This window comes from Neotamlana sedimentorum (assembly GCF_000943565.1).
GTDB lineage: Bacteria > Bacteroidota > Bacteroidia > Flavobacteriales > Flavobacteriaceae > Neotamlana > Neotamlana sedimentorum.
Map to the genome: position 1 here is coordinate 99,616 of NZ_JTDW01000004.1, position 18,061 is coordinate 117,676.

General features: G+C 29.7%; 17 protein-coding genes. 8 read left to right on the forward strand and 9 right to left on the reverse strand.

All coding sequences use genetic code 11. From position 1 onward, the window contains the following. The first annotated feature begins 267 nt into the window (after positions 1-267). From PW52_RS05310 to PW52_RS05320, 3 genes are all read left to right on the forward strand, one after another. Positions 268-1,410, forward strand: a complete 1,143-nt coding sequence (locus tag PW52_RS05310; protein ID WP_044631899.1) for a M14 family zinc carboxypeptidase — start codon at positions 268-270, stop codon at positions 1,408-1,410. Between the two features lie 70 nt (positions 1,411-1,480). Beyond that, entirely contained in the window at positions 1,481-1,960 is a 480-nt protein-coding gene (locus PW52_RS05315; RefSeq protein WP_044626184.1) for an Lrp/AsnC family transcriptional regulator, read from the forward strand. 160 nt (positions 1,961-2,120) lie between these two features. Next, positions 2,121-2,894, forward strand: a complete 774-nt coding sequence (locus PW52_RS05320; protein WP_044631900.1) for a polysaccharide biosynthesis/export family protein — start codon at positions 2,121-2,123, stop codon at positions 2,892-2,894. A 116-nt stretch (positions 2,895-3,010) separates the two neighbouring features. Here PW52_RS05320 and aroB read toward each other — a convergent pair whose 3' ends face one another. Next, positions 3,011-4,078: a 3-dehydroquinate synthase gene (gene aroB / locus PW52_RS05325; protein ID WP_044631901.1), complete on the reverse strand. Its 1,068-nt coding sequence runs from the start codon at positions 4,076-4,078 to the stop codon at positions 3,011-3,013. A gap of 94 nt (positions 4,079-4,172) precedes the next feature. Between aroB and PW52_RS05330 the strand changes: the two genes are divergently transcribed. Beyond that, a complete protein-coding gene (locus PW52_RS05330; protein WP_044631902.1) occupies positions 4,173-5,345 on the forward strand; it encodes a proline dehydrogenase family protein in 1,173 nt (390 codons plus the stop codon). Positions 5,346-5,347: 2 nt separating this feature from the next. Here the strand turns inward: PW52_RS05330 and PW52_RS05335 are convergent, their stop codons facing one another. From PW52_RS05335 to PW52_RS05350, 4 genes are all read right to left on the reverse strand, one after another. After that, positions 5,348-6,403 carry an SDR family NAD(P)-dependent oxidoreductase gene (locus tag PW52_RS05335; RefSeq protein ID WP_052823395.1) on the reverse strand — a complete coding sequence of 352 codons (1,056 nt, stop codon included), beginning with the start codon at positions 6,401-6,403 and terminating at the stop codon, positions 5,348-5,350. A gap of 70 nt (positions 6,404-6,473) precedes the next feature. Next, positions 6,474-7,061, reverse strand: coding sequence for a sugar transferase (locus PW52_RS05340; RefSeq protein ID WP_044631903.1), 588 nt, complete (start codon positions 7,059-7,061; stop codon positions 6,474-6,476). Continuing rightward, the gene (locus tag PW52_RS05345; protein ID WP_044631904.1) at positions 7,061-7,435 is read right to left on the reverse strand and encodes a DUF4258 domain-containing protein; all 375 of its coding nucleotides are present in this window, start codon (positions 7,433-7,435) and stop codon (positions 7,061-7,063) included. The genes PW52_RS05340 and PW52_RS05345 overlap by 1 nt, the downstream gene beginning before the upstream one ends. Before the next feature lie 27 nt (positions 7,436-7,462). After that, positions 7,463-8,662, reverse strand: a complete 1,200-nt coding sequence (locus PW52_RS05350; RefSeq protein WP_044631905.1) for an alanine dehydrogenase — start codon at positions 8,660-8,662, stop codon at positions 7,463-7,465. A 287-nt stretch (positions 8,663-8,949) separates the two neighbouring features. Between PW52_RS05350 and PW52_RS05355 the strand changes: the two genes are divergently transcribed. Further along, on the forward strand, positions 8,950-11,376 hold the full coding sequence (locus PW52_RS05355) for an outer membrane beta-barrel protein (RefSeq protein WP_044631906.1): 2,427 nt from the start codon (positions 8,950-8,952) through the stop codon (positions 11,374-11,376). On the opposite strand, the gene PW52_RS05360 is transcribed toward PW52_RS05355, so the two are convergent. The 4 genes from PW52_RS05360 to porX form a co-directional block, all read right to left on the reverse strand. After that, positions 11,367-11,888: a hypothetical protein gene (locus PW52_RS05360; RefSeq protein WP_082050844.1), complete on the reverse strand. Its 522-nt coding sequence runs from the start codon at positions 11,886-11,888 to the stop codon at positions 11,367-11,369. The two genes, PW52_RS05355 and PW52_RS05360, sit on opposite strands and share 10 nt — an antisense overlap. Beyond that, the gene (locus PW52_RS17515) at positions 11,851-11,994 is read right to left on the reverse strand and encodes a hypothetical protein (RefSeq protein ID WP_165586760.1); all 144 of its coding nucleotides are present in this window, start codon (positions 11,992-11,994) and stop codon (positions 11,851-11,853) included. The genes PW52_RS05360 and PW52_RS17515 overlap by 38 nt, the downstream gene beginning before the upstream one ends. Positions 11,995-12,179: 185 nt before the next feature. Beyond that, a complete protein-coding gene (gene tsaE, locus PW52_RS05365; RefSeq protein ID WP_044631908.1) occupies positions 12,180-12,584 on the reverse strand; it encodes a tRNA (adenosine(37)-N6)-threonylcarbamoyltransferase complex ATPase subunit type 1 TsaE in 405 nt (134 codons plus the stop codon). 94 nt (positions 12,585-12,678) lie between these two features. After that, a complete protein-coding gene (gene porX, locus PW52_RS05370; protein ID WP_044631909.1) occupies positions 12,679-14,226 on the reverse strand; it encodes a T9SS response regulator signal transducer PorX in 1,548 nt (515 codons plus the stop codon). Positions 14,227-14,299: 73 nt separating this feature from the next. Here porX and PW52_RS05375 point away from each other — a divergent pair, with 73 nt between their 5' ends. Genes PW52_RS05375 through PW52_RS05385 form a run of 3 tightly spaced genes read left to right on the forward strand, consistent with a single transcriptional unit; the run spans position 14,300 to position 17,992 of the window. Then, on the forward strand, positions 14,300-15,511 hold the full coding sequence (locus tag PW52_RS05375; protein ID WP_044631910.1) for an HD domain-containing protein: 1,212 nt from the start codon (positions 14,300-14,302) through the stop codon (positions 15,509-15,511). A 59-nt stretch (positions 15,512-15,570) separates the two neighbouring features. Further along, positions 15,571-16,599: a UDP-3-O-(3-hydroxymyristoyl)glucosamine N-acyltransferase gene (gene lpxD, locus PW52_RS05380; RefSeq protein ID WP_044631911.1), complete on the forward strand. Its 1,029-nt coding sequence runs from the start codon at positions 15,571-15,573 to the stop codon at positions 16,597-16,599. Next, complete coding sequence (locus PW52_RS05385) at positions 16,586-17,992, forward strand: bifunctional UDP-3-O-[3-hydroxymyristoyl] N-acetylglucosamine deacetylase/3-hydroxyacyl-ACP dehydratase (protein WP_044631912.1); 1,407 nt, start codon at positions 16,586-16,588, stop codon at positions 17,990-17,992. The genes lpxD and PW52_RS05385 overlap by 14 nt, the downstream gene beginning before the upstream one ends. Positions 17,993-18,061: the final 69 nt, after the last annotated feature.

Sequence of the window (18,061 nt, forward strand, 5' to 3'; positions counted from 1 at the left end):
TTAATTACAAATGTAAACATGTGCGTTTTTGATTTGTTATAGGAGCTTGTAATTCTTATATTTTATTAAACCTTTAATTTAATTAAAATAACATAAACATCTGATTAATTGAATTTTAAGCTAATTAATAGTTGTTTATGAAGATTTCTGTAAACTTTTTCTAAACATCACCAACTGGATTGTTTACAATTATATACAATAACAAAAAATTAGTTGTTTACATTTGTAATATTTATATTGTTTACATTTGTAACTCAATATAAATTCATGGATACTTTAGAAATAAAAAAGTTATTTAATAAGCATAAGGAAATTAGTTTGTCTCACAGATACATTACTAATAAACACATCGCCTCGTTAATTGATAATTTAGATAGCAGTGTTACTGTAGAAACAATTGGAACCTCTGTTTTAGGCAAAACTATTTATGGTTTAAAAATTGGATCTGGCGAGAAGCGAATTTTAATGTGGTCGCAAATGCATGGAAATGAGTCGACGACTACTAAGGCTATTTTCGACTTATTAAACAGCTTTAAAGAGGAAACAGAGTTAAGTTCTATATTAAAAGTTTGCACCATATATATTATACCAATTTTAAATCCAGATGGCGCAGAAGCATATACTCGAATAAATGCCAATGAAGTTGATTTAAATAGAGATGCCCAAAATTTATCGCAACCAGAAAGTAACTGTTTAAAAGCTGTTTTTACTCGTTTTAAACCACATTATTGTTACAATTTACATGGACAGCGAACCATATTTGGAGTAGGAGATTCAGGAAAGTCCGCAACGGTATCTTTTTTAGCGCCGGCACAAGATCAAGAATGTACCATAACACCCAATAGAAAAGTGGCTATGGAAATTATTTCAGAAATGAATACCGCCTTGCAAGAAATAATTCCTGGTCAGGTTGGCGTTTATGATGATGCCTTTAATTTAAATTGTGTAGGCGATACATTTCAAAGTGAAAATACACCAACAATATTGTTTGAAGCTGGCCATTTTAACGCAGATTATGGCAGAGAATTTACTCGAGAATTGATTTACTTATCGTACGTGAAATCTTTGTTATATATTAGCAATACAGATGTTTCTGGAGCTTATTATACAGACTACTTAAAAATCCCAGAAAATAAAAAATGCTTTTTTGATATTATAATTAGAAATGCCAAGTTTAATAACGAGTTTTTAGATATAGCGATTCAATACCAAGAAGTATTTATTAACGAAAAAATTGAGTTTAAGCCTAAAATTGAAAAAATTGAAGATTTAAATGATTTTTATGCTCATAACGAAATAGATGCTAAAGGGCAGGTGGTATATTCTGAAACTAACGAAGTAGTGAAAATAGGTAACGAAAACGTTTTCGTAATAATGAATAATGAAAAAACTTCATTAATACCGAAATAAAACGTATTTTTTATGTGTTATTTTTAATGAAAATGTATTATTTTTACTTTTTGTTTAACAAAAATTAATTATGGGAAAAATTAAACTGGACGAAATTGATCATCAAATTCTTGACATGTTAATAGATAACACAAGAATACCTTTTACAGACATTGCAAAAAAATTATTAATATCTGCGGGAACAGTTCATGTTCGTGTAAAAAAAATGGAAGAATCTGGTATTATTAAAGGTTCCTCATTAATGTTAGACTATAAAAAACTAGGTTATTCATTTATTGCTTATGTTGGTGTATATTTAAATAACACATCACAAACAAAGTTTGTGTTGGAACGTATTAACGAAATTCCTTATGTTACTGTAGCGCATATTACAACAGGTAAGTTTAATATTTTCTGTAAAATTAGAGCAAGAAGTACAGAACACGCTAAAGAAGTTATTTTCTTATTAGATGATATTGAAGGTGTTTATAGAACGGAAACTATGATTTCTCTAGAAGAGAGTATAAACGATAAAAAACGTTTAATGCACTCCATCTTTAACGATTTATAAAATATTACAATCTTTTAAGGCTCTCGTTTGAGAGCTTTTTTTTGATTAAAAGTGTAGATTACAGTAGTATTTGGTAATTTAAAGAATTTTTTTGACCATTTAAATTCGAAAAATGATATTTACTCCTTATTAAATTACACCCAATTCTAATAACATTATAATGAATAAACTTAATCTAAATTTCAAGCAATTTTTATTATCTCTTTTTATAGTCTTTTCTATAACTTCTTGTGTTACAAAACAAGAGATTGTTTATTTTCAAAATGCAAAAGATTTTGAAACAATGGTCGATACCGATACTTTCGAGGCTAAACTTAAAATTGGAGATATTATTAGTGTATATATTTCAACGTTAAATCCCACATTAGCTCAGCCTTATAACTTGGTAATGGCTACAGGTGCAGCAGGTGAAATGGTAACGTATATTATAGATGTTGACGGAAATATTGATTATCCTGTATTAGGAAAAATAAAACTTGTAGGACTAACTGTCGAAGAAGCCAAAGAATTATTTAAGAAAAAATTTAAGGATGGTAATTTACTAAAAGACCCAGTGGTTATTATTAGAATATTAAATTACCGCGTTACTATTGCAGGAGAAGTTAATGGTCCAGGTGTTTATAATATTCAAAATGAACGAGTAACAATACTAGAAGCTCTAGGAATGGCTGGCGATTTAACCATTAAGGCCAGAAGAGATAACGTTTTGGTTATAAGAAATCAAAATGGAACAAAAACATATTCTAGAGTAGATTTAACTAGTAAAGAAGTGTTTAATTCTCCTGTGTTTTATTTAACACAAAATGATTATGTTTATGTTGAACCTAATAATTCAGCTATAAGTGGTGCGTCTGGTGATAGTAGGGTGAATACATTAATTACGATAACCTCTTTCATCTTAACAACAGCACTTATTTTTGTTACTAGAAATTAGAAACAATATAAGAACTTATAAAACAAAAAAACATCATTTTAAATAATGATGTTTTTTTGTTTTTAAGATTAAAAGATCTATTTCAATACTAGAACGTCAAAATTATTACCACTAAATTAATTATCGTAATAATTAAAAGCATCTAAAATTATTTGTTCATCTACAATGCAATCTATTTTAGGTTTACCTATACTTTCTAATAAAACAAAATTTATATTACCATGACTGTTTTTCTTGTCGTATTTAAGTAATTCTAAAATTGGTTTAATGTCTTCGTTTTCAATAGTTGTTTTTCCGTAGTAACTAATAAATAAATCTTTTATAAAATCTCTATCTGCTTTAGGAAAACCAGTAAGTTCAGACGAAATGTAACCAGCCAGAATCATTCCAATTATAATGGCTTCACCATGTAAAAGAGTTGTTTTGTTTTCGTTACCTAAAAAATAAGTTTCAATGGCATGTCCAAGGGTGTGACCGAAGTTTAAAGTTTTACGTAAGCCGTCTTCTCTTGGGTCTTCTGTTACAACATTTCGTTTAATAATTACAGATTCGTAAATTAATACATCCAAATCATCTAACGAAAGTTTTGATAAATCTGAAAATTTATTCCAATAAGCAACATCGCTAATAAGGCCGTGTTTTAGCATTTCGGCTAAACCAGAACGCATTTGGTTAGTAGGTAAAGTGTTTAAAAATGAGGTGTCAATTAGTACCAAATCCGGGCTATCAATTACTCCAATTTGGTTTTTTAAATGACCTAAATCAACACCGGTTTTTCCTCCAACCGATGCATCAACCATAGAAAGCAAGGTAGTTGGTACATTAATATAAGCAATGCCTCTTTTAAAAGTACAGGCTACAAATCCGCCTAAATCTGTAATTACACCACCACCAACATTAATCATTAAACTTTTTCTGTCGGCGTCTAAATCAGACAATGTATTCCAAACACCAACACAGGTGTCTATAGTTTTGTTAATTTCTCCAGATTCAATTTCAATAATTTCAATAGCAATACTAGTTTCTAATTGCTCTAAAAAACTTGGTAAACAATACTGATGCGTGTTCTCATCAACTAAAATAAATATTTTAGAAAAATTATTCTCGCTAATATGCTTGTTTAGCGCACTATAGCAATTAGCGTTAAAATGTATGGTGCTGTTATTTGCGGTAATTGAATTCATAAAAATGAAATTATTTTTTAAGGCTGTGAAATTAAGGAGATTTTGCAAAAAAAGATAACTTAGCTATAATTATCTTTGTGAAAATTTTTTTAAAATGAATACCGATTTAATTTTTGATAACACAAAAGTTGCCTTTGCACTAAAAAACGATTCTGAACTTGAACGTGCCTATTTTTTGTTTAAAATGATATCTATTGAGCCTTTGGTTAAAATTGGTACGGCGGCTACCAACTTTGCATTAAAAGCACATTTGCCAATCGAAGGTTTAATTCGTTCTACGGTTTTCGATCATTTTTGTGGAGGTGTAAATGAAGAAGATTGCTTGCCGGTTATAGAAAAAATGTACTCAAAAGGTGTAAGTTCTGTGTTGGATTATTCGGTAGAAGGTAAGGCTAATGAAACCGAATTTGATGCTGCTCGCGATAAAATTATTAAAATAATAAAGTTTGGTAAAGATAATAAAGCAATGCCTATTGCTGTTTTTAAACCTACAGGATTTGGTCGGTTTTATTTGTTTGAAAAGATAGGAGATGGTAAGCCATTAACAGAAGCAGAACAAGCAGAGTGGGAGCGTGTTGTCTCACGTTTTGATGCGGTTTGTAATATTGCCAAAACTTGCGATGTTACAGTATTAATTGATGCTGAAGAAAGTTGGATGCAAGATGCAGCCGACCAATTAGTTACTCAAATGATGCAAAAATATAACACCACGAAACCAATTGTTTTTAATACAGTACAAATGTATAGACACGACCGATTGGCTTTTTTACAGGAAGAACTTAAAAAAGCTAAAGTCGGTAATTATTATCTTGGTTACAAGTTAGTGCGTGGTGCGTATATGGAAAAAGAAAATAGTAGGGCAGAAGACAAAGGTTATAAAACGCCTATTTGTAATAGTAAATTTGCAACCGATCAAAACTTTAATGCTGGCTTACATTTTATAATGGATAATTTAGAAACGATTCATTTATTTGCAGGTACTCATAACGAAGATAGTTCGTATTTATTAATGGGTTTAATGGAAGAAAAGGGTTTAGAAAACAATGACTTACGAGTTTGGTTCGGGCAGCTATACGGCATGAGCGATCATATTAGTTTTAATTTGGCCGCCAAAGGTTACAATGTAGCAAAGTATGTGCCTTTTGGTCCGGTAAAAGATGTGATGCCTTACTTAATTCGTCGTGCTGAAGAAAATACATCTGTAGCAGGACAAACAGGAAGAGAATTGGCTCTTTTAGGAAAAGAAAAACGACGTAGAAAGGTGTAAAACTAAATGGTGTTTTTTAAAATAGTTTTAATTTCTTGAACGCTAAAATTAGAATCAAGTTGTTTTAGCTTTAAGAAATCAATTGGTTTTAGCGCGGTTTTTAAGTTTTCTATAATAAAAATATCAGGGTTTTTTGTTGGTATTAGATTTTCAGAATTACTAATTATTTCTTCGGTTAGTTTTTCACCTGGTCGTAAGCTTGTAAATTTTATAGGGTAATTTTTATTTAGTTTCGAAAGATGAATCATTCGTTTTGCTAAATCTAAAATTTTAATAGGTTCACCCATGTTAAAAGTAAAGCTATTGCTGCTTTCTTCGGTTAGAGCAATTTTTAAAATTAATTCGCAGGCAGTTTCTTTTTGTATAAAATATCTGGTGATTTCTTCATTGGTAATTGTTAGTGGTAATCCAGATTCAATTTGTTTTTTAAAAACGGGTACAACAGAACCATTTGAACCTAAAACATTTCCGAAGCGTGTAATATAAAAATTAGTGTTTTTATTTTCTGAAATATATTTTAAATAATTTTCAGCAATTAATTTAGTAAATCCCATTATACTTATTGGGTTTACGGCTTTATCGGTTGATATAAAAACAAACTTTTTAACCTTAAAATCAACAGCTAAATCTGCTAATAATTGAGTTCCAAAAATATTTAGATGAATGGCTTCAAGCGGATTATTCTCCATTAATGGAACATGTTTGTAAGCAGCCGCATGAAAAATAATTGTGGGTTTATATTTTTTAAATAGATTAACTAATCCCGATTTGTTTGTAATATTTAAAATAAAAAACTCAACCTTTCGTGTATTTGTGTTTTCTAAGCTTTTAATTAGGTTGTACAGCGGTGATTCGGCTATATCAACAAGAATTAATTTTTTGAAAGTAGAATGAATAAGCTGTTTTACCAAGCCAGATCCTATTGAACCAGCTGCTCCAGTAATTAATATGGTTTCGTTGCAAAAGTTATGCTGAACAATATTTTCGTTTATTGTATTTGAAAACACATCAGAATTTAGCAATAAGTCATCAATGCGATTTGAGGTAATACTATTCATAAAATGTTATGCTAATTTTTTTTGAATGTTAAAAAGCACGCACTGCAAAGTAATCATTTAAGTTAATTACTCAAAAAATGCTAAAAATAGTTTTAATTAAAATTTTAATATCTAAAGCTAAACTTTGTGAATTAATATACGTTTTATTTAATTTAATTTTATCTGGTAAAATGGTATTTAAATAAACAGTTTCAGGATTTTGCGTGTTTTTTAATAATTCATCTTCATTTTTATATTTTAAAGAAGCTAAACCTGTAAGGCCAGGTTTTACATTTAAAACCTCTAAGTATTCTGGTTTGTATTTTTTTACAAAATATGGTATTTCTGGTCTTGGCCCAACAAAACTCATATCTCCTTTTAAAATATTAAATAGCTGAGGAAGCTCGTCTAGCTTATGTTTTCGTAAATAATATCCCAGATTCGTAATTCTAGCATCGTTATTTCCAATAGTTAAATTTGAAGACGTTTTAGAAGAAATAAACATCGTTCGATATTTAAAAAGTGTAAATTTCTTATTGTTTTTCCCAATACGAGTTTGCTTAAAAAAAACGGAACCTTTAGAGTCGAATTTTACAAGAATAGCTATACAAATAAGGAGAGGAAATAATATTAGGAGTCCTGTTATTGAAAAAAAAATATCAAAACAGCGTTTTATCATTACTCTAAAATTTTCAAATGAGTTACGGTTGCAATACTATCGCAATTTTCTATAGTTATTGCAACATTTTTATCATCTATGGTATTTTCTAAATAATAGGAAGCACAAGGTTCTTTGCGTGTTTCGCTTTTTGAAAAGATAATGTTTCCGTGTTTAATTGCAGCATTTAGTTTTGTGGTGTCTAAGGTGTTTTGGGTTAAAACCGAATACGCATTTTGTGAATATACTAACTTTTTTGAATTAATATTTTTTATAACTCTTGCTTCCGGACCATAACTACACGACGTTTTTTTACCACTTAAAAAAAAAGCTAAAACAATTAATCCTATTGAGAAGCCACCGAGATAATACCCGAGTCTATGAATAAATTTCATTTAAAATATAAATTGAAAAAATCGGATTTAAAAAATAAGCAAATTAATATCACTACAATCTAAATCGAACCAATCTGCTACCGATTTACTGGTTAAAATTCCGTGGTAAAAATACAACCCATTTTTTAAACCTCTATCAAAACGCAGAGAATTTTCCAATCCACCATCTTCACCAATTTTTAATAGGTAAGGAGTGAAAATATTACTAATTGATATAGAGGATGTTCTTGGATATCTCGCTGGAATATTTGGAACACAATAATGTACAACTCCGTGGCATATAAACGTTGGTTTGTCGTGGTTTGTAACCTCACTAGTTTCAAAACAACCTCCCATATCAATACTTACATCTATAATTATGCTACCTTTTTTCATTGATTGTACCATTTGGTCTGTAACCAAAATAGGGGAGCGGTTTGCGCCTCTAACAGCTCCAATTACTACATCACATCTTTTTAAAGCCTTTGCTAAGTTTTTTGGCTGTATAGTAGAAGTAAAAATTGGTCGACCTAAATGAGCTTGAAGTCTTCTAAGCTTAGTTAATGAATTGTCGAATATTTTTACATTTGCACCTAAGCCCAGCGCACTTCTAGAAGCGAATTCACCAACTGTACCACCTCCAAGAATAACGACTTCTATGGGGGGTACACCGCTAATATTTCCAAACATAAGTCCATTTCCATTTTTCGTATCTGAGAGTAGTTCGGCAGCAATAAGAACAGAAGATGTTCCTGCAATTTCACTTAACGACCTAACCGCTGGGTAATTACCATCATCATCACGTATAAATTCAAAAGCTAAAGCCGTAACTCGTTTGGCGGCTAAAGCCTCAAAGTATTTTTTATTTTGCGTTTTTATTTGCAATGCAGAAATTAAAATAGTTTGTGGATTTATAAGTTTAATTTGTTCTAAAGAAGGAGGCTCTACTTTTAAAATCATTGGGCATGAAAATACTTTTGCCGTATCTTGTGTAACTTCAGCTCCGGCTTCACTATAATCTTTATCACTAAAATTAGCATTTTCACCTGCCCCAGCTTCAATCAAAACTCTATGTCCATTACTTACCAAAGCATAAACTGCATCTGGTGTTAAACAAACACGTTTTTCTTGAAATGCTGTTTCTTTGGGAATTCCTATAAATAAATCTCCTTTTTTCTTAAATATTTCAAGCTTTTCTTCTTGAGGAATAAGCTGCTGTTTGGTAAAAGGTGATAAGGGTTCTGGCATTGTTAGATTTTTAATAAAAAATTAAATTACAAATATTTTTTTAATTGATGATTAATGTTGAATTGAATTATACAATAAATTAAATAAAAGCTAATGTGTGTTTACAAATTTTATTAATAACATTTTATAATAAAAAGTCACTCGTTGTAGTTGTTTTCTTAATTTATATTGTGGTTTTTCCATAAATTGATAATTTATCTATTATAGACGTAATTAGAATGAAAAAAAAATTAATTTAGTCTGATATTACCATTATTTAGGGGTTTTACAATACATTTAACACATCAATGATTAATAAATTAATTAAGCTCATTTTTTTATCATGTTCAATTATAAGTTTTTCACAAGAATTTAATATTTCAGGAATAGTAAATGACGAGAATAAGCTTCCAATTGCTTTTGCAAATATTGTTCTTTTAAATTCTGAAACAGGTAATTCTGAGAGCGGAACAATATCCAAAGAAAATGGAGAATTCAATTTTGAAAAAATAAATCAAGGAAAGTATATTTTAAAAATTACATTTTTAGGATTTAAGGAATATTCGAAAAGTATAGAAGTTTTCCAAAATATTGATTTAAAGAGTGTTGTTTTAATTGAAGATATTGAAGAGTTAGATGGAGTAACCGTAGTAACTAGACGCCCTACCATAACACGAACAGTTGATCGATTGATATTTAATGTTGAAAATTCAACATTGTCCAATCATAATGTTTTTGATGTTTTAAAACAAACACCTGGAGTTTGGGTGAGCGATGATGGTATAACCATAAAAAACTCTACACCTGTTGTTTATATTAACGATAGACGTGTTTATTTATCAGAAAATGAAATAATTCAGTTACTAGAAGGTACATCTGCGAACATAGTAAAATCAATCGAAGTTATTACGAATCCACCTGCAAAATATGATGCGCAAGGTGCATCAGTATTAAATATTGTTACTAATAAAAATATTATTTCTGGTTATCATGGGAGTATTTTTGGTAATTACAAGCAAGGTTTTAAATACCCTAAATATTCGTATGGAACAAGTCATTTTTATAAATCAGAAAAAATTAATGTTTATTTAAACTTAAATGATAATCCTAGAAAAGATTATAGAAATCAATATCAAGAAGAGAATTTTATTGAAAGTGAAGAAATTAAAACGAGTTGGATAACAGATTATCATAGAGTTAGAAAAAGTGAATTAAAAACGCTTAACGGAAATATAGATTATAATTTAAGTAGTAAAAGTAATATAGGATTTACTACTAATATTCTTTACCAACCAAGAAAAACTGGGCAACTAGATATTAATTCTTCTACACAGGTATTTAGTAGCACTATGGAATTAGATTCTATTTTTAACACCTTTAATAATTCCGTAAATGAAAAACTGAATTTTGGTTTTACATTAGATTATTCTACAAAGTTAAAACGAGAAGGTGAGGAGTTATCTGGGAATTTGCATTATACGCATTATGATTATTCTGATTTTCAAGATGTTAATACTGGGTATTTTTATCCCAATGAAACAAATTCATTCAGGGATAATCGGTTTCAAACATATTCCAATCAAATTACTAAAATATTTACAGGTCAATTAGATTATGAATTACCTTTAAAAGATGGTTTTATAGAAGGAGGGATAAAAATTTCAAGTATTAGTTCTGAAAGCGAATTAGATCAAAATTTAGTAGAACATAGAACACAACAAATTAACATTGATAATTCAGATACATTTTTATATGATGAAATGAATTATGCAGCATATTTTAGTTATTCCAAAGACTGGACAAAATGGAATTTAAAACTTGGTTTGCGATCTGAGCTTACAGATTTAGAGGGTGAGTCGCTAATAGCTAATGAAATAAATAAAAATGATTATTTAGAGTTATTTCCGTCGTTTTACTTATTACATAATTTAAATGATAAGAATGATATATATTTTAGTTACAACCGTCGTATTTTTAGACCTAATTATAATGAATTAAATCCATTTAGGGTATACTTTACAGATAATAGTTACATTGTTGGTAATCCTAACTTACAAATTGAAATAGACGACGTATTAACGTTAGGTTATACTTTTGATAGTAAATATACTTTTGAATTATATTACAGATATGAAAACAATCCTACCTACGAAATTGGTTTTCAGGATGTTGATAATAATGAGATTCAACGTATTTATGCAAATATAGAAGAAGCTACGTCATACGGGCTTGATTTCACAACCTATACTTCAATAACTAACTCATGGAGTTTATATTGTTATTCATCGTTTTTCTATTACGATACAAAATTTAGAACATTTGATAGTAATGATTTAGTAAAAACAGGGAGATGGGGATTTTATGGTTTATTTGCAAATTACTTTTCTTTTTTAAAAGATAAAAGTTTAACTCTAGATGCTACCTATACTTATATTCCTCAAATTGTCGATGGTACGTCAATTGTAAGTGAAAGAGGAGGGTTAGATATAAGTGTAAGGAAAACGTTTTGGGGAAATAAAGCTTCATTAAGTTTAGGGATTATTGATGCTTTTAATACCCAGAATTTTACTGAAACTACGAAGTTTTTGAATCAAGATTCGTTTTTAGACTCAAATATTGAGAATAGAATGTTAGTTTTAGGTTTTAATTATAAATTTGGAAATTATAAATTAAAGACTAATAAAAAAGATATTGATATGGACGAAAGAGATCGATTAGGGTTTTATCAAAAATAATCTTTAAATTTTCCCCAAAAGTTTTTCGGTCTCATTTTAAATTCTTCTTCTAATTCTTCCATGCTTTTTGTAGCCTGATTAATTTGATCAAAAATTCTAGCTCTAATTAAATATATTGAAGGAATAATAACCGCCATAATAGGAAGTAGGTAAATTAATTGATTAGAATCAACAAAGGAAAAATCTTCATTTAAAGTAGTAAATATTTGGTAGGTATACATAGCTACTGGAACAAGTAAAACATGGTACCACCAGTGTCTACAAGTAAAAAACCAAATAAATAAAAGTAGTAGAGGAATTAGTTTACTCGTTAAAGTCCAAGCTAGAACACGAACATTTTCATAATAACTACTTTTTATAGTAAATAAAAAAGTGTCCCAAATCATCTGGTCTGGAACACTTTCATACAAGTAAAATAAATATGGTGTAGCAGCTATAAGCGTAGCGACTATACTACCAATAATATATACTCTCTTATCCGTGTGTAGGAATTTTGATTTTTGATTTTTCAATTTTTGCTGTTTGTTCTGCATTGGTGTTATAATCGTTAGCAGCTTGAGCTAAAAATAACACACCTCCGAAAATTGCGATTGCAACTAAATACTTTTTTGTTTTCATTGTTATAAGGGATTAAATTAATTATATCCCAAACTTAAAGTATCATATTTGTTTAAGTTTAACAGAAGCGTTAAAGAAATGTTAAAAATCACCATTTGTAATAAAATTCTGTGCGGCTTTCCCGTAAAACTTAAATTTTCTCGTGTATAATGTTATTTTTTACCCATAAGCAAACTATTAATTAGTTATTTTAAATTTAGAATTCTGTTTAGTTTCTGGTCTAGTTTAATATTAATTTTATGATATTTATCAAATAGAATGGGTTCTATTTTTTCTGGCCATTCTATAATTATCCAATCGTTTGTATTTAAATAATCTTCAATTCCAAAGTTATATAACTCTTCTTCATTTTTTATTCTATATAAATCAAAATGAAAAATTTTCTCATTTTTTATTTTATACTCATTTACTATGGAAAAAGTGGGGCTACTTACCTCGTCATCACTTCCTAAAATTTCTACTAGTTTTTTAACTAAAGTAGTTTTACCAACACCCATTTCACCATAAATTAAAATGGTTTTAGTTTCAAAGTTATTAACAAGTTTTAAAGCAACTTGTTCGATATCACTTAGTTTATATTGTATTTCCAAAATTTTTCAAGAAAATTGTAAACAATTATAGTTAATATATTTTGAAAATCCTAAACAAATAAGCGTTTTGTCGGATTTTTTTACATTTAATGGATTATTTGGGAGAAAATACAACAAAAGGAATAATCATCTCTTCTAGCGAAACCCCCCCATGCTGGTATGTATTTCTATAATAACTTACATAATGGTTGTAATTATTGGGATAAGCAAAAAACAAATCATTTTTAGCAAATATAAAACAACTACTCATATTAATAGATGGTAAAAATACCTCACTAGGATTTTTAGCTAATAAAACGTCTTTGTTTTCATAGGTTAAACTGCGACCTGTTTTGTAACGTAAATTTAGACTTGTGTCTTTATCACCAATAACTTTCGATGGGTTTTTTACATTTATAGTTCCATGGTCCGTAGTTAAAATTAATTTAAATCCCATACGCTGCGCTTGCTGAATCATGTCGAGTAAAGGGGAATTTTTAAACCAACTTAAAGTTAAAGAGCGATATGCCTTGTCATTAGATGCGAGTTCTTTTACAACTTCCATTTCCGTTTTAGAGTGGGAGAGCATGTCAACAAAGTTATAAACAACCACTGTTAAATCGTTATCTTTTAATGACTTAAAATTTTCAGCAAGTTTTTTTCCAGTTTTTAAATTGGTAATTTTATGGTATTCATATTTTAAATGGTTTAAACCTAAGCGTTTCATTTGTGTCTCTAAAAAATCTGCTTCATGTAGGTTCTTGCCACCTTCGTCTGTATCGTTTTTCCAATATTGCGGATATAATTTTTCCATTTCGCTAGGCATTAGTCCTGAAAAAATGGCATTTCTAGCGTATTGTGTAGCCGTTGGAAGAATACTAAAAAAGGCATCTTCACTATCTTTTTTAAAATAATTATTAATTATAGGTTCGAAAACTTTCCATTGGTCGTAGCGCAAATTATCGATTACTACTAACAATGTAGGTTGCTCATTGTTAATTTCAGGAACTACCATTTCTTTAAAAAGGGTATGCGACATTATGGGGGCATCTGTATCTGGGTTAAACCAATGAGCGTAATTTTTATCTATAAATTTTCCAAATTGTGAATTAGCTTCAACTTTTTGTGATTCTAAAATTTCAAACATGCTGGCATCTTCTATATCTTCCAATTGAATTTCCCAATAAATCAGTTTTTGATATAAACTAACCCAATCTTCATAACTGTTTACCATGGCCAAATCCATAGCTATTTTTCTAAATTCTTGTTGGTAATTTGATGTGGTTTTTTCGTTTACTAATCTAGAGTGGTCCAAATTCTTTTTTAAGCTTAATAGAATTTGGTTAGGGTTAACTGGTTTAATTAAGTAATCGGCTATTTTATTTCCAATAGCTTCCTCCATTATATATTCTTCTTCACTTTTGGTAATCATCACCACAGGAAGTGTGTCTTTTTTCTCCTTTATTTCATTAAGCGTTTCTAAACCTGTTAATCCAGGCATATTTTCATCTAAAAAAACAATGTCAAAATTATCTTCATCTAAAGCATCAATGGCTTCGGTACCACTTTTGCAAGTGCTTACTTTGTAATTTTTCTTCTCAAGAAATAGAATGTGTGGTTTTAGTAAATCTATTTCATCATCAACCCAAAGTATATTTATCATAATGTTTAGTCTTTTAAAGTATGCCCTTGCGAGCGCGATTATTATATTTGTAAATATTTAAAAAATTTAAAGTTTGAATAAACTCAAAATATTAAACGATCCAATTTACGGATTTATTACGATTCCCAATTCGCTAATTTTCGATTTAATTCAGCACAAATACTTTCAGCGATTACGACGCATTACTCAAATGGGAATGTCGTATTTAGTTTATCCTGGTGCGCATCATACACGTTTTCATCATGCCATAGGTTGTATGCATTTAATGCAACAAGCGGTGAATGTACTTCGTTTTAAAGATGTTAGCATTTCCGAAAATGAAGAAACGGCACTTTATTGTGCTATATTATTACATGATATTGGTCATGGGCCATTTTCGCATGCCATGGAACATAGTATTGTAAACGATGTCTCTCATGAAGAAATTTCACTTATTTTTATGGAGCGGTTAAATGAAGAATTTAACGGAAGTTTAACGCTAGCGATCGATATTTTTAAAGGAAATTACGAACGTAAATTTTTATGCCAGTTAATTTCAGGTCAAATAGATATGGATCGAGCTGATTATTTAAAGCGCGATAGTTTTTATACAGGTGTTGCCGAGGGTAATATAAATAGTGAACGTTTAATTACTATGCTAAATGTAGTTGATGATAATTTAGTGGTTGAGGAAAAAGGTATATATAGCGTTGAAAAATTTATAATAGCCAGACGCTTAATGTACTGGCAAGTGTATTTACATAAAACTAGCTTGGTAGCAGAACAATTACTAATTAGAGTTTTAAAGCGTGCAAAAGAATTAAATGATGAGGGGGGAGATATCAAAGCTAGTTTACCAATTTTATACTTTTTAAATAATAAAATAACGTTAAGTAATTTTAATAATGATACTATTGAGGTTTTCTCAAAGTTGGACGATTATGATATCATTTCGGCAATGAAGCAATGGCAAGAGCATCCCGATTTCGTGCTAAGTTCATTGTGTAATATGATAATTAATAGAAACCTTTTAAAAATAAAAGTAAAAAAGAAGCAAATCAAGACTTCAACAATAGAAAAATATAAAAAAGAAATAATAAACACTTATAATATTAGTGAAAAAGAAGCCGGATATTTTGTGTTTACTGGAAGCATGTCTAACCAAGCCTATCAGTTAAATACCAAGGGTATTAACATTTTACATAAGTCTGGAAAAATTGAAGATATTGTAAAAGCGTCCGACCAACTTAACCTTAAAGCGCTTTCGAAAACTGTAACAAAATATTATATATGCTATCCTAAGTAAAAACTTTAGTACATTTTTTATATTTTTGCGTGAATTAAATAAGAACTAACTTAATTATTTTGAAATTTACTGCACAACAAATAGCAAGTATTTTGGAAGGCGATGTTGTTGGAAATCCTGATATAGAAGTATCTAAACTTGCTAAAATAGAAGAAGGGCATGAAGGAACTTTAACGTTTTTGGCAAATCCAAAATATACGTCTCATATATATTCAACAAAAGCCTCAATTACAATTGTTAATAAATCTTTTGAACCAGAGAATTTACTTGAAACAACTTTAATAAAAGTAGATGACGCTTATAAGTCGTTTTCAAAATTATTAGAATATTATAATCAGGTTAAACTGAACAAAACAGGCATAGAAAACCCCTCTTTTATTTCAGACTCCGCTTCTTATGGAGATAATATTTATCTTGGTGCATTTTCTTATATTGGAGATAATGTATCTATTGGAGATAATGCTAAAATTTTTCCAAATACTTATGTGGGAGATAATGTTAAAATAGGTGATAATGTTGTAATTTTTGCTGGAGCCAAAGTATATTCCGACTGTATTATTGGGAAGGATTGTGTCATAAATTCGGGAGCTATCATTGGTGCCGACGGATTTGGTTTTGCTCCAAATGATGATGGTGAGTATAATAAAGTGCCACAAATAGGAAATGTTATTTTAGAAGATAATGTTGATGTTGGTGCAGGAACCACTATAGATAGAGCTACGCTTGGCTCAACAATTATTCGTCGTGGTGTAAAACTTGATAACCAAATACAAATTGCACATAATGTAGAAATTGGTAAAAACACTGTTATTGCAGCACAAACTGGAGTAGCTGGATCAACTAAAATTGGAGAAAACTGTGTTATTGGCGGACAAGTTGGAATTGTTGGTCACATAATCATTGGTAATAATGTAAAAATACAAGCACAATCTGGTATTGGAAGAAATATAAAAGATAATGAAGTGCTTCAAGGTTCACCAGCTTTAGGTTACGGAGACTATAATAAATCTTACGTACATTTTAAAAATTTACCTAAGATTGTAAGAAATATAAGTGAAATTGAAAAAAAACTAGATGGGAATAATTAATACCGAAATAAAACAAAAAACCATTAAAGAAGCCGTTACTTTAACTGGAGTAGGTTTACATACAGGGAAAGATGTTACACTAATATTTAAACCAGCAGCTGGAAACTTTGGTTTAGCTTTTAAACGTGTTGATTTGGAAGGAGAACCAGTTATAGAAGCTGATGCGAATTATGTAACAAGTACACAACGTGGAACCTGTTTAGAGAAAAATGGTGTATCTATTCAAACTTCAGAGCATGTTTTAGCGGCATTGGTTGGTCTTGATGTAGATAATGTTTTAATTGAGTTGAATGCTTCCGAACCACCAATTATGGATGGTTCGTCAAAGTTTTTTGTTGAAGCTATTGAAAAAGCTGGTATTGTTGAGTTGGATGAAACTCGTGAAGAATTCGAAATCACCGATGTTATTTCATATACAGATGAAGAATCTGGAAGTGAAATTTTAGTAATGCCAGCAAAAGAGTATCAAATAACTACAATGGTAGATTTTGGTACTAAAGTTTTAGGAACACAAAATGCCACTTTAAATCAGATTTCAGATTTTAAAGAAGAAATTTCAAATTCAAGGACTTTTAGTTTTTTACATGAAATCGAAATGCTTCTTGAAAATGGGTTAATAAAAGGAGGAGATTTAAATAATGCCATAGTTTATGTAGATAAACCTTTGTCTGAACAAACTATGGAAAAGTTAAAAGATGCTTTTAAAAAGGATACTATAACTGTAAAACCTAATGGTATACTTGATAATTTAACACTTCACTATCCAAACGAAGCTGCAAGACATAAATTATTAGACGTTTTAGGCGATTTAGCTTTAATAGGTACAAGAATTAAAGGTAAAGTTATTGCAAATAAGCCTGGACACTTTATAAATACTCAATTTGCTAAAAAATTAGCAAAAATTATAAAAAACGAACGTCGCAACAATGTGCCAAATATCGATTTGAATCAACCTCCATTAATGGATGTAACTCAAATCATGGCAATGCTACCTCACAGGCAACCTTTTTTATTAATTGATAAGGTTTTCGAATTGGAAGCTAGTTATGTTACTGCAACTAAAAATGTAACCATGAACGAAGAGTTCTTTAAAGGTCATTTTCCTGGTGCACCAGTAATGCCGGGTGTTTTAATAGTTGAAGCGATGGCACAAACAGGCGGTATTTTGGTATTAAATACAGTTCCAGATCCAGAAAATTATTTAACTTTTTTCATGAAAATGGACAATGTTAAATTCAAACAAAAAGTAATGCCAGGTGATACTTTAATTTTTAAATGTTCGTTAATTACGCCTATACGTCGTGGTATCTGCCATATGCAAGGTTATGCTTATGCTAATGGAAAACTATGTGCAGAAGCAGAGTTAATGGCTCAAATTTCAAAAGTAAAGTAACATACATCGAGCTAATTTTTATACATTACATGGCTCTAATAATTTGGTAGGTGAACACATTTTTACCTA